Source organism: Aeromonas tecta (assembly GCF_000820185.1).
Classification (GTDB): Bacteria; Pseudomonadota; Gammaproteobacteria; order Enterobacterales; family Aeromonadaceae; genus Aeromonas; species Aeromonas tecta.
In genome coordinates, this window is sequence record NZ_CDCA01000045.1 from 191,945 (window position 1) to 213,621 (window position 21,677).

The 21,677-nt window shown below is 62.2% G+C and carries 15 protein-coding genes; 8 read left to right on the plus strand and 7 right to left on the minus strand.

Annotation, left to right across the window (positions count from 1 at the left end):
• Nucleotides 1-78: 78 nt before the first annotated feature.
• Complete coding sequence (locus BN1137_RS20405) at nt 79-1,224, plus strand: patatin-like phospholipase family protein (RefSeq protein ID WP_050720345.1); 1,146 nt, start codon at nt 79-81, stop codon at nt 1,222-1,224.
• 16 nt (nt 1,225-1,240) lie between these two features.
• On the opposite strand, the gene BN1137_RS20410 is transcribed toward BN1137_RS20405, so the two are convergent.
• The gene (locus BN1137_RS20410) at nt 1,241-3,193 is read right to left on the minus strand and encodes a monovalent cation:proton antiporter family protein (protein WP_050720365.1); all 1,953 of its coding nucleotides are present in this window, start codon (nt 3,191-3,193) and stop codon (nt 1,241-1,243) included.
• 324 nt (nt 3,194-3,517) lie between these two features.
• Between BN1137_RS20410 and BN1137_RS20415 the strand changes: the two genes are divergently transcribed.
• A complete protein-coding gene (locus BN1137_RS20415; protein ID WP_050720346.1) occupies nt 3,518-4,420 on the plus strand; it encodes a GGDEF domain-containing protein in 903 nt (300 codons plus the stop codon).
• Between the two features lie 65 nt (nt 4,421-4,485).
• Here BN1137_RS20415 and tilS read toward each other — a convergent pair whose 3' ends face one another.
• Entirely contained in the window at nt 4,486-5,820 is a 1,335-nt protein-coding gene (tilS, locus tag BN1137_RS20420) for a tRNA lysidine(34) synthetase TilS (protein ID WP_050720347.1), read from the minus strand.
• Nucleotides 5,821-5,949: 129 nt separating this feature from the next.
• Between tilS and BN1137_RS20425 the strand changes: the two genes are divergently transcribed.
• From BN1137_RS20425 to BN1137_RS20440, 4 genes are all read left to right on the plus strand, one after another.
• Nucleotides 5,950-7,983: a M13 family metallopeptidase gene (locus tag BN1137_RS20425; protein WP_050720348.1), complete on the plus strand. Its 2,034-nt coding sequence runs from the start codon at nt 5,950-5,952 to the stop codon at nt 7,981-7,983.
• A 112-nt stretch (nt 7,984-8,095) separates the two neighbouring features.
• Nucleotides 8,096-8,533 (plus strand): PliI family lysozyme inhibitor of I-type lysozyme, encoded by a 438-nt coding sequence (locus BN1137_RS20430; RefSeq protein ID WP_050720349.1) that lies wholly within the window; start codon nt 8,096-8,098, stop codon nt 8,531-8,533.
• Nucleotides 8,534-8,900: 367 nt separating this feature from the next.
• The gene (locus BN1137_RS20435) at nt 8,901-10,631 is read left to right on the plus strand and encodes an ABC-F family ATP-binding cassette domain-containing protein (RefSeq protein WP_050720350.1); all 1,731 of its coding nucleotides are present in this window, start codon (nt 8,901-8,903) and stop codon (nt 10,629-10,631) included.
• Nucleotides 10,632-10,693: 62 nt separating this feature from the next.
• Nucleotides 10,694-11,233 carry a GNAT family N-acetyltransferase gene (locus BN1137_RS20440; RefSeq protein ID WP_050720351.1) on the plus strand — a complete coding sequence of 180 codons (540 nt, stop codon included), beginning with the start codon at nt 10,694-10,696 and terminating at the stop codon, nt 11,231-11,233.
• Between the two features lie 68 nt (nt 11,234-11,301).
• On the opposite strand, the gene yjeH is transcribed toward BN1137_RS20440, so the two are convergent.
• Together yjeH and BN1137_RS20450 are read right to left on the minus strand one after the other, a co-directional pair.
• The gene (gene yjeH / locus BN1137_RS20445) at nt 11,302-12,588 is read right to left on the minus strand and encodes an L-methionine/branched-chain amino acid transporter (protein ID WP_050720352.1); all 1,287 of its coding nucleotides are present in this window, start codon (nt 12,586-12,588) and stop codon (nt 11,302-11,304) included.
• 133 nt (nt 12,589-12,721) lie between these two features.
• Nucleotides 12,722-14,014: an HAAAP family serine/threonine permease gene (locus tag BN1137_RS20450; protein ID WP_050720353.1), complete on the minus strand. Its 1,293-nt coding sequence runs from the start codon at nt 14,012-14,014 to the stop codon at nt 12,722-12,724.
• Between the two features lie 499 nt (nt 14,015-14,513).
• Between BN1137_RS20450 and BN1137_RS20455 the strand changes: the two genes are divergently transcribed.
• Both BN1137_RS20455 and BN1137_RS20460 read left to right on the plus strand, forming a co-directional pair.
• Nucleotides 14,514-15,419, plus strand: a complete 906-nt coding sequence (locus BN1137_RS20455) for a LysR family transcriptional regulator (RefSeq protein ID WP_050720366.1) — start codon at nt 14,514-14,516, stop codon at nt 15,417-15,419.
• A gap of 106 nt (nt 15,420-15,525) precedes the next feature.
• On the plus strand, nt 15,526-16,941 hold the full coding sequence (locus tag BN1137_RS20460) for an MATE family efflux transporter (protein WP_050720354.1): 1,416 nt from the start codon (nt 15,526-15,528) through the stop codon (nt 16,939-16,941).
• On the opposite strand, the gene pdxY is transcribed toward BN1137_RS20460, so the two are convergent.
• The 3 genes from pdxY to cadB all read right to left on the minus strand — a co-directional run bounded on the left by pdxY (nt 16,938) and on the right by cadB (nt 21,421).
• Nucleotides 16,938-17,810, minus strand: a complete 873-nt coding sequence (pdxY, locus tag BN1137_RS20465; protein WP_050720355.1) for a pyridoxal kinase PdxY — start codon at nt 17,808-17,810, stop codon at nt 16,938-16,940. The two genes, BN1137_RS20460 and pdxY, sit on opposite strands and share 4 nt — an antisense overlap.
• A gap of 67 nt (nt 17,811-17,877) precedes the next feature.
• A complete protein-coding gene (locus BN1137_RS20470; RefSeq protein ID WP_050720356.1) occupies nt 17,878-20,010 on the minus strand; it encodes a lysine decarboxylase CadA in 2,133 nt (710 codons plus the stop codon).
• Between the two features lie 76 nt (nt 20,011-20,086).
• Nucleotides 20,087-21,421, minus strand: coding sequence for a cadaverine/lysine antiporter (gene cadB, locus BN1137_RS20475; protein ID WP_050720357.1), 1,335 nt, complete (start codon nt 21,419-21,421; stop codon nt 20,087-20,089).
• Nucleotides 21,422-21,677: the final 256 nt, after the last annotated feature.

Here is a 21,677-nt window from a genome sequence, read left to right on the forward strand (position 1 = left end):
GGCAACAATAAGGCGCACCATCATGACCAGAACCGCACATGGTGACTGCTTGCCAGCAACAGCATAAGGGGTAGCGTCATGGCCAGACCCAACACAGCGCTTCTGTTGACCGGGGGCGGTGCCCGCGCCGCCTATCAGGTCGGCGTCCTCAAGGCAGTGGCCGAACTCTATCCTCGCAACCTCGGCATCCCCTTTCCCATCCTGTGCGGTACCTCGGCGGGGGCGCTCAACGTCACGGCGCTGGCCTGTTACGCCTCCTGTTTCCATCTGGGGGTGCGCAAGCTGGAGTGGGTCTGGCGCCGCTTCGAGACCCATCACATCTTCGACTTCCACCCCTGCCAGCTGGCGTGGCGCACCCTGTATCAGGGCTCGGCCGGCCTCATCAGCCCGGGCAGCAACCGTGCTTTTCACCTGTTTGAGAACGCCCCCCTGCGCCGCCTGCTGGATCAGCTCATCGACTACCATCGTATCGATGACAACATCCTCTACGGCAGCCTGGAGGCCATCGCCATCACCGCCTCCGATTATGATGACGGCCTCTCCACCACCTTCTTCCAGGGCCGCGCCGAGCATCAGCCCTGGGAGCGAGCCAGACGGCGCGGCCTGCGCACCCTGCTCACCTCGGATCATCTGCTGGCCTCGGCGGCGCTGCCCTTCGTCTTTCCCGCCACCCGCATCGGCGACAACTTCTACGGGGATGGCTCCATCCACCAGCTGAGCCCCTTGAGCCCCGCCATCCATCTGGGGGCGGAGCGGATCCTGCTGGTGACACTGGACTCGCCGCGCCAAACGGTGATGGCGCCGCACCAGGGCAACCTGACCAGCTCCAACATCGCCGGTCACCTGCTCAATACCGTCTTCTCCGACACCCTCAACTCGGATCTGGAGCGGCTCGGCCGCATCAACCAGACACTTGGGCTTATTCCGGAGCGGGAACGCAATCGGCTGAAGCTGCGCCAGGTGGAGACCTGCGTAATCCGGCCCAGCCAGGATCTGGACCTCATCGCCCTCGACTATCTGCACAAGCTGCCAACCCAGTTGCGCCGTCTGCTGCGGGTGATGGGGGTGACCGGCAACGAGAGCAGCAGCCTGGCCAGCTTCCTGATGTTCCATCCGGGCTATTGCCAACAGCTGATCAAGCTCGGTTATCAGGACGCACTGAACGAACGTCAGCGCATAGAGGTGTTTCTAGACATCGCAGAGCCGGTGCGCGAAGAGGCCTAACGCGGGCAAGGGAACCCTAGTGCCCCTCCAGCAGACGCTGCTCGGCCTGCTCCATGGCCACCGCATTGCCAAACAGCACCAACCTGTCCCCCGCCGCCAACCGCAGCTCGGCTCTGGGCTCCAGACTCTGATCGCCGCGATGAATCGCCTTGATCCGCACCTCGGCGAGGGCCAGCTCCCGCACCCGGCGCCCCACCGCCCAGGCCTGATCGTGCAGCAGCACGGGATGCAGCCGCTCCAGCAGCTGATCCGTCTCCAGATTGCTGGCACTCTGATCCCCCCAGTAGAAGCCGTGCAGGAAGCGATACTGACTGCTGCGCTCGTGCTCCATGCGCCGGATCACCCGGCCGATGGGAATGTCGCAGTTGAGCAGCAGGTGGGAAACCAGCATCAGCGCCCCTTCCTGGGATTCCGGGATCACCTCGAAGGCGCCAGCTTGTTTGTAGTGCTCGAGAAAGCTGTCATCGCGGGTGCGCACCAGCACCTTGACCCCGCTCGCCAGCTCCTTGATCAGCGTCAGCATGGCATCGACCCGCTTGCGATCATCGAAGGTGATGATCACCAAGCGCGCCCGCATCAGGCCGGCAGCCAGCAGGATGTCACGCCGGCTGGCGTCGCCGAACGCCACCTGCTCTCCCGCGAGCTTGGCCTCGCTCACCCGCTCGGGGTCGAGATCCAGTGCGAGGAAGGGCAGCTCCTCGAGTTTGAGAAAGCGGGCGCAGGTCTGCCCGGTGCGACCGAACCCAGCGATGATGACGTGCTGGTGTTTGCTCAGACCCGACTGGGCGACCTCGGAGCGGGAGAGCAGCACGGTATCGGTGAGCGAATGGGCGAGCCCCTGCGCCTTTTGCACCAGCCAGGGGGTCAGCGCGATGGAGGTAACGCCGATGCCGATGAGCAGGGAGACCAGTTGCTGGCTGAGCAATCCATGGTGACTCGCCAGCGCCAGCAGCACGAAACCGAACTCCCCCACCTGGCTCAGCATGATGCCGGCGGCCATGGCGTCGCGCTTGCGCTCCCCCATCAAGCGGCCGGCCAGCAGCACCAGCAACGACTTGAACAAGATGAGCCCAAGCACGCTGGCGAGCACCTGCCACCAGGCATGGAGCACCAGCTGCCAGTCCATGGCCATGCCGATGGTGATGAAGAAAAGCCCCATCAACACGTCCCGAAACGGCTTGATGTCGACCTCGAGCTGATGGCGATAGTGGGATTCCCCCAGCATCATGCCGGCCAGGAAGGCACCGAGTGCCATGGAGAGCCCCATCCACTGGGTGAGCGAGGCCGCCAACAGCGCCACCAGCAAGGCACTGAGCACGAACAGCTCGTCGGAGCGAGCCCGCGCCACCTCGTGAAACAGGGAAGGCAGCAGCCATTTACCCACCGCAAGCAGGGCAAACAGGGCGAACAGCCCCTTGAGAGAGGCCCAGGCAATTTCGACCAGCAGGGCGCTACCCTGCACCTCGGGTTTGGCCAGGATGGGGATCATCACCAGCAGCGGCACCACCGCCAGGTCCTGAAACAGCAGGACGCTCACCCCGAGCTGGGCGCGTCGGGTGTGCAGCTGTTTCAGCTCACCGAGCTGCTTGATCACCACGGCGGTGGAAGAGAGTGCCAAGGTGCCCGCTACCACCAGCGCCTGGGGCAGGGTCAGGCCCCACCACCAGCTCATCCAGAAGAACAGCGAGGTGGTGAGCAGCACCTGCAAGCCGCCGACCCCCAACACCAGCTTGCGCATGGAGAGCAGCCGTGGCAGCGAGAATTCGAGACCGAGGGAGAACATCAGAAAGACGATGCCCAGCTCTCCTATGGTCTGCATCATGGCCTGGCCGGTGACGATGGCAGCGCCATGGGGGCCGAGCAACATGCCGGCAAACAGGTAAGCGAGGATCACCGGCTGGCCGAGGCGCCGGAAAATTGCCACCAGCAAGACGGCGGCGAGCAGCAGGATCAATACATCTGCATACACTTTCACCTCCACTTTCATCTGAATTGTCAGCACAAAACCAGATAACGTATCGATAACCATCACGAGGTGGTGATATCCACTGATCTCCGGCTCCGAAACCGAGCCCCGCCGCATGCCTCTCGTCAACCCCGGCGGCTCACTCAGGGGAGAACAGGCCTCACGCTGCGGGTTCGGTGAGCAGGACAACCCTGTCATCACGGCGCCATTTTTACGCGCTTTTTATGACGTTAAGCCTAGCCAGCCCCCTGTTTCTCATCGAGCATATTTTGGGCACAAGGATTGCAAGACAGGGGGCAATGAGTGGCGAGGCTTAAGGGCTGCAACATGGAAAACACATCATCATTGAATGGCTTCGGACATGGCGTCGAGCAGTGGGTGCAGCAGATGGAGCGGCTCACGCCGCTGACCAGTCCGGATCGCAACCCCTTGCTCGAGCAGTTGCTGGCACAACGGGATCTTGACGCCCTGCTGGCAATCTTTGCCGAGCGGGTGGCAAAGATTGTCCGGATCCATAGCCTTCATCTCGATTGCGGCCTGCCCCATCACCTCATCTCCCTGCCGCCTCAGGCCAGGCAGGTACTGCACAGCTATAGCTTCGAGCTGCGCGGCCAGCATGAGCAGCGACTCGGCCTGCTGCAATACGAGCTGGAGCAGCCCATGACCGGCAGCCAGCAGCGGCTGTTGCAGCAATGTCATCAGCTGCTTTGCCTGCCGCTGCCGCTCTATCTGCGACTGGATGGGTTGGAGCGGCAGGTGCGGCTCGATCACCTGACCGGACTCGGCAATCGCTCCTATTTCGATGAGGCCATCGGCCGGGCGGTGGAGCAGCACTGCCGGGAGTCCCACGGTCTGGTGCTGGTATTGCTGGATTTGGACAGGTTCAAACAGGTCAACGACACCTGGGGGCATCCGGTGGGGGATCTGGTGCTTAGCCGCTTCGCCCAGCTGCTCAATGGCTGCATTCGCAGCACGGATCAGGCGTTTCGGCTGGGGGGCGACGAGTTCGCCCTGCTGCTGCAACCGGCCGAGCCCGAGGCCTGGCGCCCGGTCTGGCTACGCTTGCAACACGTGATGCACAGCCACAAGGAGCTCAGCGCCTTCGCGGTCAGCTGCAGCCTGGGCGCCGCCAGCTGGCAATCCGGGGTGGATGTGCAGAGCCTGTATGAGACGGCAGATGCCCATCTCTATGCTCGCAAAAAAGCCGGTATCAATGGGGCATCAGAGTAACGCGATCCCCTTATCTAAAAACGCCCGCAAGGAAGCGGGAGCGACAGGTCTGTTGGAGTGATGACTCAGCATGGCGCCAGCTTGGCGCGCTGCCAGTGCCAGCCGATACCGCCTGCAGGCGCCAGAAAACCGTCGCAGACGAAGAGCCCGGCCACCGCCGCCACCTGCTCGCCGTAATAGAGGATGGGGATACGGCCCCGTTGCCAGGAGGGCACCCCATATTCTTGCAGCAGCTTCTTGAAGCGCCGGCTGCCAGCCCGGCCCACCGGTTTGAGCATGCTGCCTGCCGCTACCTGAAAGCGTACCGACAGCAGCTCGTCCGCCCGTGGTAGACGCAGCCCTTCTGCTGCCGGTTGTGAATGCACCCTGACCGATCCCAACCCGTCCGGTAGTGCAACCGACTCCCCCACCCAAATGGGCAGCACCTCATGACGAGGCGCCAGATTGGGCCGCACCAGATAGAGCACCCCTTGAAAACGGCGGCACGCCAGGCCTTTGAGGGCAAGTTGCGGGTTGGCATCCTCCCGCGCCAGCGCCACCTCCTGCCAGAGCAGGCCAAGCAGATCCCGCGATGGCATCTCCCCGCCCTGCTGGCGGATCCAGTGGCGCAGCAGGTTGTTGCGCCGCGTCGCTGACAGGGCTTGCAGCGCGGCGATGCGCAGCCCATCCCCCTCCGCGGCCAACTGCCCATCCTCTTCTGCCAACTCGCTGATCAGCGCCTCCTGCTCGGCGCAGATGGCCATGCTGCGCGCCGCGGTCTGGGCCATGGCCGGCCAGCGCGTCTTGAGCTGCGGGATCAGTTGCTGGCGCAGGAAGTTGCGATCGTACTCGGTATCCTGATTGCTCTCATCTTCCACCCAGCCATAAGGCAGGCTGGCGGCCAGCTCCGCCAGCTCGCGTCGGCCCACCTCGAGCAGCGGGCGCAGCAAGTGCCCGGCGGCAAAGGGCTGGCTCGGTACTATGCCCGCCAGCCCCCGCAAGCCGGCGCCGCGCTTGAGGGCCAGCAACAGGGTCTCCAGCTGATCGTCCTGATGATGGGCAGTGAGCAGCCATTCACCCGGCATGAGTTCGGCAGCCAGCGCACGATAGCGGGCCTGCCTCGCCTGCGCCTCCAGGCTCTCGCCATTGCCGCGCACGAGCCGCACCCGCTCGACCACGAGCAGCACCGCCAGTTGCTGGCACACCCCTTCGCAGTGGTGCACCCAGTCATCGGCATGGGGGCTCAGGCCGTGGTGCACGTGCAGGGCGCGCAGTGGCAGCCGATGCTCCCGGGCAAATTGCGCCGCCAGCACCAGCAAGACGGTGGAGTCGAGCCCGCCACTGAAGGCAACCAACAGGCCCCGGGAACCTTCCGGCGCAGGCAGAGTCTGACAAAAGCGAGAATAAATACGAGAAATCATAGGCTTCCCCAAAACGGCTGGAGCGATCTTAGCAGACTCAGGCTTATCAAGCTGTAAGCGGGCTGCTAGAGTGCAATTCCTCCCGAGATGGGCCGGGAAGCTGGATAACCCGAATTGGAATCAAATTGAATGAACAATAAGAAAAGCATACTGGCCGGCCTCATCGGGCTGGTCCTGTTGGCCGGTTGTAGTCAGGTGCCAGATAACACCAACAAGCACTCCGGCCTCGCACTGGCCAACATGGATACCAAGGTCAAACCCGGCGATGACTTCTTCCGCTACGTGAACGGCCACTGGCTCTCGACCGCCAAGATCCCCGACGACAGACCGGCCGATGGCGCCTTCTACCTGCTGCGGGACAAGTCCCTCGCCGATGTGCGCGTGCTGGTGGAAGGGCTGGACGGCAAGGGTGCCGCGGCCGGCACCCCGGCCCAGCAGATCCACGATCTCTACCGCAGCTATCTGGATCAGGGCGCGCGCGATGCCAAGGGCACCACCCCGCTGCTGCCTCTGCTCAGCGACATCGACCGGATCCGCGACAAGACCAGCCTGGCCCAGGCCTTCGCCCAGGCAGGCCGCCTCGGTGGCAACGCTCCCTTCGGCTTCTGGATAGGCGCCGACGCCAAGGCGCCGGACAGCTATGCGGTCTATCTGTATCAGTCAGGGCTCGGCCTGCCGGACAGGGACTACTACCTCAAGAACGATGCCGCCAGCCAGGCGCTGCGCCAAAAATACGAGCAGCACATCGCCGGCATGCTGACCCGCTTCGGCGAGCCGGATGCGGGGCCCAAGGCAAAACGTATCCTGGCCCTCGAGACCCGGCTCGCCCAGATCCAGTGGGACAACGTCGCCCTGCGCGATCGGGAGAAGAACTACAACAAGGCGCCCCTTGGCGAATTGCAGCGCCTCGCCCCGAATATCGACTGGAACGCCTACCTGGCGCAGGCCGGTTTGAATGGCCAGAGCAGCCTGGTCATCGGCCAGCCCAGCTATCTGGCGGCGCTCAATGGCGTAATGCAGCAGACGCCTATCGGCGACTGGCAAGCCTATCTCAAGTGGCACCTCATTACCGATTACGCTCCCTACCTCGACGGCCAGACCGACCGCCAGAACTTCGCCTTCTTCGGCACCACCCTGAGCGGCACACCTAAGCAGCGCGCCCCCTGGGAACGTGCACTCGGCGTGCTGGACGATCAACTCGGCGAGGCGGTCGGCCAACTCTATGTGGAGCGCTACTTCCCGCCAGAGGCCAAGGCCCGCATGGAGCAGCTGGTCGAGAACCTGCGCACCGCCTACGGCCAGAGTATCCAAGAGCTTGACTGGATGTCGCCCGCCACCAAGGCCCAGGCACTGGAGAAACTGGCCAAGTTCAGACCCAAGATCGGCTACCCGGACAAGTGGAAGGATTACAGCGCCATCGAGATCCGTCCCGATGATCTGGTGGGCAACCTGCAGCGGGCCCGCGCCTTCGAATACGCCGACAACCTGGCTCGCCTCGGCAAGCCGGTAGATCGGGACGAGTGGCACATGTCGCCGCAGACGGTGAATGCCTACTACAACCCGAGCAACAACGAGATCGTGTTCCCGGCCGCCATTTTGCAACCCCCCTTCTTCGATCTGACGGCGGATGACGCTGTCAATTACGGCGCCATCGGCGGGGTGATCGGTCACGAGATGGGTCACGGCTTCGACGATCAGGGCGCCAAGTCCGACGGCGATGGTGTGATGCGTGACTGGTGGACCCCCACCGATCTCAAGGAGTTCCGTTTCAGAACCAGCCGGCTGGTGGCTCAGTACAACCGCTTCGAACCCATCAAGGGTCAGTACGTCAATGGCCAGTTCACCCTGGGGGAGAACATCGGCGATCTCGGCGGCCTCACCATAGCCCACAAGGCCTACCTGCTGTCACTCGATGGCAAGGAGGCACCGGTGCTTGACGGTTTCACCGGCGAGCAGCGCTTCTTCCTCGGCTGGGCTCAGGTTTGGAAGGGGATGTACAGACCCGAGCTGATGCAGATGCTGCTCTCATCGGATCCTCACTCCCCGCCCGAGTACAGGGTCAACGGCGTGCTGCCGAACATCCCCGCCTTCTACGAGGCGTTCAACATCCAGCCGGGTGACAAGCTCTATCTGGACCCAGCCAAACGGGTCAAGATATGGTAAACATGAGCCGTCCCGTCGGCGGATGGCTCAGCTCCCACCGCGGAGCCGGACACAGCCGTAACGGCAGGGGAATTGACCCCTGCCTATCACAGCAGCAACAAGGGTCACATCCATGAAAGCCTTATTCCTTACTCTCGGTCTGCTCACTCTGCCCCTGACTACCCAGGCGGCGGAGGGTTTCTTCAAACAACTGACGCTCCCTGCCGGCCAGGTGATCACCATCGCCGAGGGGCGCGGTGAGCCTGCCTCCACCGGCAGCTACGACGTGCGCCTCTACTCCGGCGCCAATCCCCAGTTCCCCCTCGATCAGTTCATCGATGGCAAGGTGATGGCGCGAGACGGCAGCATCAAGGAGATCAAGCTGCAGGATCTCAACGGTGACAAGCAGCCCGAGCTCATCGTCATCGTGGAGAGCGCGGGGACCGGCGGCTATATCAGCGCCGATGCCTTCACCATCAATCCGCAGCAGGGGCTCGACAGCTTCAACCATGTGGAGGGACTGGCCCCCGCCGACGATGTGATCCAGGCACTCAAGACGCCCCGCGATTAACCGACGCAGCCATCCACTAATTCAGCCAACAGCCCCGCCATGCGGGGCTGTTGCTTTACCGGTGGCCCAGGCGCCCCCCAGATGAGCGCACGCCAGCCCCCCCGATAGACGGCTATTTTTTATGCGCCTATAATCGCCCCACCCAGTCATCACGAAAATAAGGAGGTAAAAATGGTTATCCAAGCGTGTCCGATGTTCTCGGCTCGCCTGTTCGGCACATTCGAGCGCTCTTGCCTGCATACCATCGCGCTGCGATAGCGGGTTCGAGCAAAGCCGACTCCCTTCTTGACCGAGACTTTTCTCGACCGTTGTCGCCAGCGCTCCTGATGACAGGGATTTCTGATCCCGCATTTTAGAGAGCAAGAGCATGACAACATTGATGAGTACCCATTCCCTGCAGATGAGCGCAGGACACCTTCCCCTGTTTGACGGTATCGACCTCAGCATCCAGAGCGGCGATCGGATTGGCCTCATCGGCGCCAATGGCAGTGGCAAGAGCACTCTGCTCGCCCTGCTGGCCGGTCAGCGCCAACCCCATGACGGGCGCGTGCAGCATGCCGCCCCCTGCCGTTGCGAATTCGTGGCACAGCAGCTGCCGGTGCAGTTGCAGGGGCTCAGCACCCGCGCCGTGCTGGAGCAAGCCGTGGCCGACGATCCTGCGCTCGGCTGGCAGGTCGACAAGATGCTCGATGAGCTGCAACTGACCGAGCAGGCCAGCTTCCCGGTCAGTGCGCTGAGCGGTGGCCAGCACAGCCGCCTGCAGATAGGCCGCGCCCTGCTGCGCCAGCCCAATCTGCTGCTGCTCGATGAGCCCAGCAACCACCTGGATCTCCCCGCCCTGCTCTGGCTCGAGCACTTCCTGCAAAACTGGCGTGGCGCTTTCGTGCTGGTGTCCCACGATGCTCGTCTGCTCGACCGGGTGACCCAGGACACCCTGATCTTGCGGGACAGGCGCATCTACCGTTTCGCCCTGCCTTGCACTCAGGCCAGGGCGGCGCTGGTAGAGGAGGATGACAACGCCCGTCAGCGTAGGGCCGATGAGCAAAAAGAGATCGACCGCCTGAGCGCCAGCAGCAAGCGGCTCGCCATCTGGGGGCGGGAGTATGACAATGAGAAGCTGGTGCGCCAGGCCAAATCCATGGAGAAGCGGATCGTCAAACTGCAGGAGCAGCAGAGCATAGTCGGAGCGGGTGTCCCCTGGCGGCTCGAGCTGCACGGACTGGGGCTGCAAGCCGACGCCCTGCTACGGCTGGAGGCGCTCGACATATGCCCGGCCCCCGGTTTGCCACCCCTGCTGCGCGCCGAGGAGCTCAGGCTGCGCTCCGGTGACAGGGTCGCCCTGATCGGCGCCAATGGCACCGGCAAGTCCTCCCTGCTGCGCCAATGCTGGCGCGAACTGCGCGATCAGCTGCCGGCAGAAGGTTGGTACCACCACCCCGCAGCCAGCATCGCCTACTACGATCAATCCCTGCAGCAGCTCGAGGACGAGGCGCCCCTGACCGATGCCCTCTACGCCCTGGCACCTCTGCCGGCGGTAGCGCTGCGCCAGGCCTTGATCCGCACGGGCTTCCCCTACTCCCGTCACGGCCAGCGGGTTTCCAGCCTGAGCGGTGGCGAGCGGGCCAGACTGCTGTTTCTCGCCCTGTCGCTGGCGAGTCACCATCTGCTCTGGCTCGATGAACCCACCAACCATCTGGATCTGGAGGGCAAGGAGGAGCTGGCCGATGCGCTGACCGGCTTTGCCGGTGGCGTGCTGCTTGTCTCCCACGATCGGGATCTGATCGAGCGCAGTTGCAACCGCTTCTGGGTGATAAAGGAAGGACGGATCCACGAAGCTCACAGTGCAGAGCGGGCCTATGCCGAGCTGATCGGCCCCCAGCAACTGGGCTCGGCCAATAATTCGCTCGACAGGGCCACCGAAGCACCGGCCAGCATTGAGTCTGACGAAGAGCGGCAGCTGGCGCGCTGGTATGAACTGGAGACCTTGCTGGCAGCCGATCTTGCCCGCAAGCCCAGGCATCAGACCCCAAGGCTGCAACAGGCATGGCGCGATGAGTTGCACCAGCTCACCGCCGGCCTTGGCCTCAACGAGCGTTGATCCGCCACCCCATTCGATCCCATTGACCCAAGGCGGCCAGCAGTGGCCGCCAGGAGACACCTATGTCACCCTCATCCACAACCACCCAGAGGCTAAGCCCCATCCAGGCCAGCGATCTGCCCCACATCTACCGCGGCCTGTCGGATCCCCAGGTCGTCGCCTACTACGGCATCAGCTACGACAGCCTGACGGCCTGTCAGGACCAGATAGCCTGGTACGCCGAGATAACCCGGACCGGCAACGGCGCCTGGTTCCTGATCCGCGACCCGGATACCGGCGAGCCCGTGGGGGCCATCGGCTACAACGGCGCCGACCCACGTCACAAGTGCGCCGAGCTCGGCTATTGGCTCTATCCCGAATATTGGGGCAAAGGGATCATGGGCGAGACCCTGCCACAGGCGCTGGCCTTGATCTACCGCACCACCGACCTGCATCGACTGCTGGCCGTAGTCGAGGAGCCCAATACCCGCTCGGCGCGCCTGCTCGAGCGGGCTGGCTTTCGCTATGAAGGCACGGCGCGGGAGTGCGAGATCAAGGACGGTGGCTTCATCTCCCTGCACCACTACGCCATCTTGCGCAGTGATCTGCCAGGCAATCTGTAGCCAACAATCTGTGGCCAACAAAAAGCCCCGCACTGCGGGGCTTTTTGTTATCGGGTTACCGACTGGCATTATTTGATAGCGAAGAAGTTGCCCTCATCGTGCCCGCGCCGACGGCGACGCCCACGGCGCCACAGGGAGAACAAACCGTAGCCCAGGCTCAGCAGCACCGCATAGAGCACCTCGGAGGCGAGCGCCACCAACACGACCAGGCAGAGCAGCACGCTCAGGCCCGCCAGCCCCTTGCCCACCCCGCCGAGCAGGCGCCAGCCGGCCGCCATGCAGAGCAGATAGACCAGCACGAAGTTACCATTGGCGTAGCGGATGAGGGCATCGAGCGGCAGCTTGAGCCAGAGGATCAGGGTGATGGAGACGAGGCAGATGGCGAGCACCCAGCACAGGGCTGCCAGCGGGGCGCCACGGGCGGAGAGCCGGGAGAGAGAGACCGGCAGTTTGCCCTCCCGCGCCATGCTCCAGATCAGCCGCGCAAAGCCCTGCAGGTAGATGTTGATGCTGGCAAAGCAGGAGAAATAACCGAGGATGGCCACCAGCCACTTGGCGGTGGGCCCGAACAACAGCGAGAGCAGTGCCGGGATGGCGGTGGCGTTCTTCGCCTCATCGCCATAGAGGCCGTATTTGAGCACCACCAGCGAGTGAACCCAGTAGATAAGCCCCGCCAGCAACACGCCGCCGAGCAAGGCGATGGGGTAGTCCCGCTCGGGCCGCTTGAACTCCTCCCCCATGTGGGCGAAGGCTTCCAGCCCCACGAAACACCAGAACATCACCGCCAGCGCCGTGCCCATGGCGGGCCACTCAGCTGCCGTCGGCAACGGCTGGGCCGCATCGCGCCAGCTGAGATCCCCCTTGACCCAGATGAGCAGAGTCAGCCCCAGGATCGCCAGCGCGATCAGCAGTTGCAGGTTGCCGGAAGATCGCGCGCCGCGCAGGCCGAGCAGGAAAACCCCGAGCAGGGTCAGCAGCTGGATGGCCCAGAGGGTCCACTCCCCCAGAGTGAACAAGGATTGCCAGAAACCGGCGGCGATGGTGAGGGCTGCGGGCAGACCCACCGGCAGCACCGCCAGAAACAGGAAGGCGGAGAAACGCTCGGCGCCATTGCCAAAGGCGAGGCCAATCAGGTGCGGCGCCCCGCCAGCGTGGGGGTAACGACGGCCGAGCCGGGCGAAGGTGAAAGCGATGGGCAGCACCAGCACGATGAGCAGCAGCCAGGCCCAGAGGGAGGCCCCTCCCGCCAGCGAGGCCGCGGTGGCCGGTACCACGAAGATCCCGGTGCCAAGCAGGGAGGTGGCAAGCAACCCCATCCCCTGCCAGAGCCCCAACTCTTGTTTTAACGTTGACATGTCCCTTGCCCGAAGTGAAAAACCGCCCACCATGGTAGGCCGCTCCCACCTCTTTGTTAAGCACCTGTGTCTAAAACAAAAAAAGCCGCCTCTTTCGAGGCGGCTTCTTCTTTCAACAGATTAACCGGAGTTATCAGGAAATCAGCTTGTAGATGATACCGGACATGGCGATCAGGCCGATGATGGTCACGAAGCCGTTGCTGATGTTGCCAGCGTATTTGCGCATGGCAGGCACCTTGGTGATGGCGTACATCGGCATCAGGAACAGCAGCATGGCGATGATGGGGCCGCCCAGGTCTTCGATCATGCCGAGGATGCTCGGGTTGATGGTAGCGATGGCCCAGGTGGTCAGGATCATGAACACCGCAGTGACTTTATTGAGCTGCTTGGTGTCAACCTTCTTGCCTTTCTCGCGCAGGGCCTTGGCCATCAGGCCGTTCATGCCTTCTTGCGCACCCAGATAGTGACCCAGGAAGGATTTGCTGATGGCAACCATGGCGATGAGCGGGGCTACGGTAGCGATAACCGGGTTGTCGAAGTGGTTGGCCAGGTAGGACAGAATGGTGATGTTCTGTTCTTTGGCGGCAGCCAGGTCAGCCGGGGAGAGGCTCAGTACGCAGCTGAACACGAAGAACATGACGGTCATGACCATCATGACGTGAGCGCCCAACAGGATGTTGCTGCACTTCTTCTCGGCGCCTTCACCGTAACGACCTTTGTTGTCCACCGCGAAGGAGGAGATGATCGGTGAGTGGTTGAAGGAGAACACCATGACAGGGATGGCCAGCCACAGGGTCTTGATGAAGTCACCGTTGAAGGCGTCAGACAGAGCAGGCGCTTCGGTGATGATGGCACCATTCCAATGGGGGATCAGGTAGAGCGCCAGGCCCATCAGGGTGATCACGAACGGGAATACCAGCACGCTCATCGCCTTGACGATAACCTGACCACCGAGGCGAACGATCGCCATCAGGCCCAGGATCAGTACCAGAGAGAGGATGGCACGGGGCGGTGCAGTCATGCCCAGCTGGTGCACCATCAGGCTCTCTACCGTGTTGGTGATGGCTACTGAGTACATCAGCAGGATCGGGTAGATGGCGAAGAAGTAGAGCAGGGTGATGAACTTGCCTGCGGTCTTGCCGAAATGCTCTTCCACGACTTCGGTGATGTCGCCATCACGGGTGGAGCCAGACAGCACGAAGCGGGTCAGACCGCGGTGTGCGAAGAAGGTCAGCGGCAGGGCCAGGATGGCCATGGCCAGCAGCGGCCAGAGGCCACCCACGCCAGCATTGATCGGCAAGAAGAGCACACCGGCACCGATAGCGGTACCGTACAGACCCAGCATCCAGACCAGATCGGCCTTATTGATGCCACGGGAAGCCTGACTGGCTAAACGACCATCAACTGCAATATTCATGTCGGACATATGTTGTTCCTATCATCAAGGAAAGTGGAATCTCGTTGTTTATTGGCCACCCGGCCTGGTTCCGTTTCCCTGGAACGCCTGCTGTTCGTCCTTGCTCTTCCCTCTCACACCGTGCCAATCAGCGCACCGCTCCCTGCGGTAACGTATTGGCAACAAGTCGGGGCGTGAGATCCTGAACTCGGTTGGAATGCGGCTCTCATTTAACAATTCAGAAACACGCATCTCGTTCGATGGGCTGACTCTAATTAAATGGCCCTATTAATCACAGCGTTTTTTTGAATTAATCAACCAAAGTTTGACTGTGGTCGCCTTTCGGTCGTGCCAGCTCACATTTTGAGTGCCTAATTGTTAGTATTTTTTAACATTTAAAAATTGTTTCAATAGATTCCAATACTTATCGACATCAACAAATGTGCAACATACGCCTCCTTGGTGGCCGATTGTGCGCGCCGCCGCCTTGGCGTACCCTTACTTTTCCTCCTCCATCCGCCGAGCCAAGATGACCATCACCCGCACCGATCTCGCCGAGCTGGCGGTATTTGCCGCCGTCGCCCGCCACCGGAGTTTCAGCAAGGCCGCCCTCGAACTAGGGGTCTCGGCCTCAGCGCTCAGCCACAGCCTGAAGGGATTGGAGCAACGTTTGGGGGTCAGATTACTCAATCGCAGCACCCGGGCCGTGGTGCCGACCGATGCGGGGCAGCGCTTGTTGACGCAACTGTTACCAACCTTGAATCAGCTGGAGGAGGCGCTCGACGAGCTGACCCATCACAGCGATGAACCTGTCGGTCGCCTGAAGATCTGTGCGCCCAGGGCCGCCATTGTGGAGCTGCTGGTGCCGGTGCTCATCGACTATCTGGTGCGTTATCCGCGCATGCAGGTGGAAGTGGTGGAGCTGGAGCTGATGCCGCGTCTCATCGAGGACGGCTACGATGCCGCCATCTTCTATGGGGATCTGCTGCCCAAAGAGATGATCGCCGTGCCACTCGGGCCGCCCCAGCGCTATCTGGTGGTGGGGTCGCCGACCTATCTGACGGCCCGTGGCGCACCCTCACACCCGAGTGAGTTGAGCCAGCACGACTGCATCGGCTATCGCCTCACCCCGCACCACCACTATCGCTGGGCCTTCGCCGCGGATGGCAAGCTGCTGGAAATAGAAGTGAGCGGGCCGCTGACCACCAGTACCCCAGCGCTCTATCTGGGAGCGGCCGAGGCGGGGTTGGGGCTGGCTTACTGTCAGGAGGACGAGGTGAGCGAGGCGCTGGCACAGGGACGGTTGGTGAGCGTGCTGGACGCCTGGAGCCCCAGCTTTGCCGGTTTCAATCTGTTCTATCCCAGCCGGCACCAGCTGGGCAGCGGCTTGCGAGCCCTGATCGACATGCTCAAGGCCTATCATCAACTGCGCTAATTACTGAAAATTGCTCAGCAATTCATTAAGTAGAAAGCCGATTATCAACAAAATAATATTAATCTAGACTGTCTGCTCGATAATCGAACTCCTCAAGAGAACAGATATGTCTGCCTACTTCACCCTGCGCCAACGGGCCATGACCCGCCGTTTCTGGGGCTATGCCTTCCCCTCCATCCTCGCCATGCTGGTCTCCGGCGCCTATTACCTGGTCGATGGCATCTTCGTCGGCCACTACGTGGGCGCCGCCGGTCTCGCCGGTATCAACCTGGTCTACCCGGTCATCATGGTGCTGATCGGCCTCGCCGCCATGGTGGCCATGGGGGCCGCGACCGCCATCTCCTTCCAGCAAGGGGCAAGAAACCTCAAACAGGCTCGCCAGGCACTGGTCAATGCGCTCTGGCTGCTGGTGGGGCTGGGCGTTGTGGCGCCCTTGCTGCTGCACCATTGGCACATCGACATCCTGCTGGCGCTGGGGATTGAACAAGGTACCGAGACCTGGCTGCAGGCCAGCGACTACCTCAGCTGGATTGGTGGCGGCACCCTGCTGCTGGCCAGTAACCTGGCGGTGCCTTATCTGCTGCGCAACGATGGCCGCCCCAAGCTGGCCATGATCCTGGTCAGCAGTGGCGCCCTCCTCAACATTGCCCTCAACTATGTGATGGTGGGCCGGTTGGGATTGGGGCTGGTAGGCACGGCCCAGGCGACCCTGATCGCCGAGGGCATCGTCAGCCTGCTGGGGCTGGGCTACTTCTTCACCTCCCACGCCAAACTGCGTATCTCCTTGCGCGATCTGGTGCCCGAGTTTCCCGCCATGCCCGGCTTGCTGTTCAGCGGTCTGCCGAGCCTGATCGCCCAGTTCAACCTGGGACTCTTGCTGCTGCTGCACAACAGCCAGCTGATGGTCTATGGCTCCATCAAGGATCTGGCCGGCTTCACCGTGGCCGGTTACACCGAGGCGGTGTTCATCGTCATCCTGCAGGGGCTGGCCTTCGGCATCCAGCCGCTGGTCAGCCAGGCGGCGGGGGCCAAGCGCCATCGGGACCTGAAGTTCCTGATGGAGATGGGGCTCAAGGTAACCTTGATCTACGGCATGGTGGTCTGGCTGCTGATCCAGCTGCTGCCGCGCCAGGTGGCCATGCTCTACACCGGCACCCAGGATGAGGAGCTGATCGCTGCCGCCGTCAGCAGCCTGACCCTCAATCTCGGCGCCATTCCGCTGGAGGGGATCATCATGTTCGGCATAGTGCTGCTGCAATCCATGGCCCGCACCAAGCAGGCGCTGATCATCTCCGCCGCCAAGACCCTGCTGCTGCTGCCGCTCATCGTCCTGCTGCCGCTGCAATGGGGCCGCGATGGGGTACTGATGGCTCAGCCCGCCACCGTGCTGCTGCTCACCTTGCCGCTGTGCTGGTTGCTGTGGAGGGAGTGGCGTCGCCTCAAACTGGCCTGCACGCCCAAGCCGCACGCCAAGCCACTCACCGTCCGTCAAGGGGTGCAGCTGGCGCGCCGCGCCGGCTAACTGCCTGACATAAGAGGGGTGGCCCGGGTGCGCACCCGGGGCGCGGCCAGCGCCTGTTGCGCCGCCACCAGTTGCAGCTCATAGGCGCTGGCCAGCCAGGTCTGGGCCAGCACCGCATCCACGCTGGCGTTGGTCAGCTCGAACGCCAGCACGGGATCATGTCCCGTCAGCAGATTGGCCAGCATGGTGGCACTGAGCAAGTCCCCCACCCCGATGGGCTGGCGCGAAAAGGCATAGAGGGGGCGGGAGATATGAAAGGCCCCTGCCTCGCACACCAGCAACATCTCGAACCTGTCCAGGTCAAACGCGGCCCGTCCCAGGTGTTTGACCATCACCAGCTTGACTCCCTGCTCGCGCAGTTGCTGGCAGGCGGCCAGCGCCTCGGGCACATTGGTTATCGTCCGCTCGGTGAGCTGCTCCAGCTCCAGCAGATTGGGCGCCAGCATGTCGGCCTGGGGCAAGGCACGGTTTTTGAAGAATTCGCTGACACCGGGGGCGACGATGCACCCCTTGTCCGGGTGACCCATGACGGGGTCACAAAAATAGAGCGCCTGTGGATTGAGCGCCTTGAGTCTGGCCACTGCCGCCAGGATCTCCTCCCCCTGCTCGGCCGAGCCGAGGTAACCGCTCAGCAATGCATCGCACTGCCCCAGCACGCCGATGTCGGCGAGACCCGCCATCAGCTGGCTGATATGACCGGCGGGCATCACCATCCCCTGCCAACCCGCCTGATACTGGGTGTGATTGGAGAACTGCACCGTATTGACGGGCCACACCTCAAGCCCCATACGGCGCATGGGAAACACGGCGGCCCCGTTGCCGGCGCAGCCGAACACCACGTGGGATTGAATGGAAAGCACTCGCTTCATGATGGCGACTCACCCAAATGAGAAACCCCGCAGGGAAAAACGGGCCTTGCGGCCCGTTGTTGTCTGATTAACGCAGCACCTTGACGGTGTAGCTGCCATCGGCCTGACGATAGAGGCCGTGGATGTCGGTTTCAAAACCCGGGTAGTGAGCCCCGATCTCGCACAGCATCTCCAGGAACTCCAGCACCGGCAGAGAATCGCTGGTCACCATCTCCCCTGGCAGCACCAGCGGTACTCCCGGCGGGTAGGGCAGTATCATGTTGGCGCTGATGCGATCCACCATGTCACGCAGCGGCACCTCCACCACGTTGCCGGCCAGCTCTTGCTGCCAGGCGGCGTGCGGGGTCATCTTCATCTCCGGCAGCACGTCGAACGCCTTGAACATCAGCTCCGGCAGGCGGTACTTGCTGGTCAGCGCGTGGATGTTCTGGGCCAGGGTCTGGATGCGCATCCCTTCGTAGAAGCTCGGGTCTTCGCGATAGAGGCTCGGCAAGATGCTCTTGATGGTCAGGTTCAGGTCATAACCGCGCTTGAACTCGGTCAGGGCGCGCAGCAGCTGCATCGCCTTGGACTGATCGATGCCGATGGAGAACAGGAACAGCAAGTTGTAGGGGCCGGTCTTCTCCACCACTATGCCGCGCTCGTCGAGGAACTTGGAGACCAGCGACGCCGGCAGGCCACGCTCCATCAGCTCACCCTGGCGATTCATCCCCGGAGTCAGCAGGGTGACCTTGATGGGATCCAGATACATGTGGTCATCGTCGATGTCCTTGAAGCCATGCCAGTCATCTTTCGGATCCAGCTTCCAGCACTCGACGGTGTCGATGTCGTCCGGCTGCCAGACGTCGAAGAACCAGCCTTCGCTCTGATCCCGCAGTCGCTTGATCTCTTTGCGGAAGGAGATGGCGCGATCGATGGAGTCCTTGATCAGTCGCTTGCCGGTGTTGCCCCGCATCATGGCGGCGGAGATCTCGGTGGACGCCACTATGCCGTACTGGGGCGAGGTGGAGGTGTGCATCATGAAGGCTTCGTTGAAGGTCTCCTCCTCCACGTCACCCTTGATGTGGATCATCGAGGCCTGGGAGAAGGCCGCCAGCAGCTTGTGGGTGGACTGGGTCTCGTAGAACACCTTGCCCGGCATGGCCTCGCCGCTCATGCCGCACTTGCCTTCATAAATCGGGTTGAAGTTGGTGTAGGGCACCCAGGCACTGTCGAAGTGGATGTAGGGGGTATCCAGACTCTGCTTGATGAAGCCGGTGTTGTAGAGCAGGCCGTCATAGGTGGAGTTGGTGATCACGGCGTAACGCGGCGCCTGGGCACCCGGGGTCGCGGCCACCTTGGCTGCGATGGTTTCACGGCTGAACTCGCTCTGGGGGATGCCACCCAGGATGCCGTAGGCGTTGCGGGTCGGGCGGAAATAGAGCGGGGTCAGGTCGCTCATCATCATCAGGTGCGTCAGTGACTTGTGGCAGTTGCGATCCACCAGCACAGTGCTGCCCGCCGGCGCCGAGAACATGCCGACGATCTTGTTGGCGGTGGAGGTGCCGTTGGTGACGATGTAGGAGCGATCGGCGTTGAAGGTACGGGCGATGTACTCCTCGGCCTCCTTGTGCGGGCCTGAGTGATCCAGCAGGGAGCCGAGCTCCGGCATGGAGATGGAGACATCCGCCTTGAACGCATTGGGGCCGTAGAAGTCATAGAAGATGCTGCCGGCCGGGCTCATCTGGAAGGCGGTACCCCCCATGTGACCCGGGGTGCAGAAGGTGTATTTACCCTCTTCCACGTACTTGAACAGCGCCTTGGTGAAGGGCGGCAGTATGGCATCCTGATATTCCTGGGTGGCCTGCCCCATCTTGAGGGCGATGTCATCGGCCATGCCGAGACGGTACTCGAAGAAGTGCACGTTCAGGCGCAGGTCGGTCAGGTGAATGTCCAGGGTGGACTGGTCGTTGGCGAAGGCGAAGATCGGCAACTTCTCGTTGCGATCGTGGATCTCCTTGCACAGGCCGAGGGAATATTTGTCCCAGTCGAAGATGGCGCCGCAGACACGGGGGTTCTTCTCGATAAGCTTCAGCAAGTCGGCGACGTCGACCGGGTAGACCACCTGAAAGCCCTTGCGCTCGAGGGAGGCCTGCAGCTGGCGAATGGGTTCTTCTTTGAAGAACACGCCAAGGTGATTGAGGATGGCAATGATATTCATCGTGATACTCCACACGTAGAGGGGCGCTCTCCATCAGGGATGGTGAGTGAAGAGCGCTCGGAAAAGGGAAACGGTATTAGTGGCTGGCTTGTTCTTTGAGCAGGGCGTCGTGCTGACGCAGGCCCTGTTTTTTGGCGTAGAACATCAGGATGATGAGCGACACCACGAAGGTGGCCGTGAGGTTGGAGCCCTTGGCGCCCATCAGGGCCACCAGGCAGAACACGCAGGCGACGCCGGAGAAGAGCATGGTGCCGATGCTGCGGGAGGTCATGCCCTCGAAGCGGATGAGGTTAATACTGGAGTAGAAGTAGGGCAGCATGGTCAGCAGCACCGCATCGGTGGTCAGCACGTTGAACAGATCGGCGGCGTGAGCGGAGCGGGAGGTGAAGGCGGTCAGGCCAATCATCAGCGCGGTCATCTTGAGGGAGCCGAGGATCAGACCCTTCTTGGCCACCCCGTTCTTGTCCAGTTCACCGTAGATCTTCGGGAAGTTGCCATCGTGGGCGGCACGCTTGCCCGCCTCGCTCACCAGCATCATCCAGGAACCGAGCGAGGTGAAGCAGGCCAGGGCGGTGAAGGCGGAAACGAAAGGCGCTGACCAGTCACCGAAGATGGCGGAAGAGGCCATGGCAAAGGGCGCGCCCGAGGCCGCCACTTCACCGGCCGGGAACATGCCGCTGATCACCTGGGTGGAGAGGATGTAGATGACGCCGGCGATGCCGGTGCCCAGCATGGTGGCGAGCGGCACGGTGCGCTTGGGGTCTTTCACCATGCCGGAGGAGACGGCGGCAGACTCCACCCCGACGAAGGACCAGAGGCAGATCAGCACGGCGCTGATGACGGCGTGCAGATCGCTGCCGCTGGTGGTATTCCAGTTCTGGCTGTAAATGGTGGTATCAAAATGTCCCCAGCCCACCAGGGCGGTGCCCACCACCGGCAGCAGGATCAACGCCAGTCCCAGGGTACAGAGACGGCTCACCCAGCTACCGCCAAGCAGGTTGACGAAGGTGAAGATCCACACCGCCGCTATGGTGGCCACGGCCGCCGGAATCGGATTGTTGAGGATGGGGAAGAAGACGGAGAGGTAGGAGACGCCGGTGATGGCGATGGCCAGGTTGCCAATCCAGTTGGCATGGTAGTAGAGCACGCCGGTCTGGAAACCGAATACCGGGGAGATCTCGCCGGCATAGGCGATGGGGCCGCCCTCTTGCGGATTCTTGGTGGCGAGGCGGGCGAACACGAAGGCCAGGCCCATGGCGCCGACCAGGCAGATAGCCCAACTGAAGATTGAAATGGAACCGATCGTGGCCAGGGCGGAAGGCAGCAGCGCGATGCCACTCCCCATCATGTTGCCGGCCACTACACCTGTACAGGCGATGAGGCCAATCTTCTTGCTCGTATCTAGGGACATAAAATCTCCGGTGCTATGAAAGGTCGGGCCGCCACACACAGGCTTGGTACAAGGCCCACCAACGAATGGGCACAGCCTAGGCCTCTCGCCACCGGAAAACATAAAGACCCGCTAAGGGATAAAATCATGAGTGAACTTTTTTAAGCTCAGCTAAAGCATTCATAAAACCGATTTAAAAACAGCAAGTTGACTCATTTATCACTCATCACCTTGATAAAACCCTGATATCCCCGCCCTCCCCTTGATGGCCCAGATC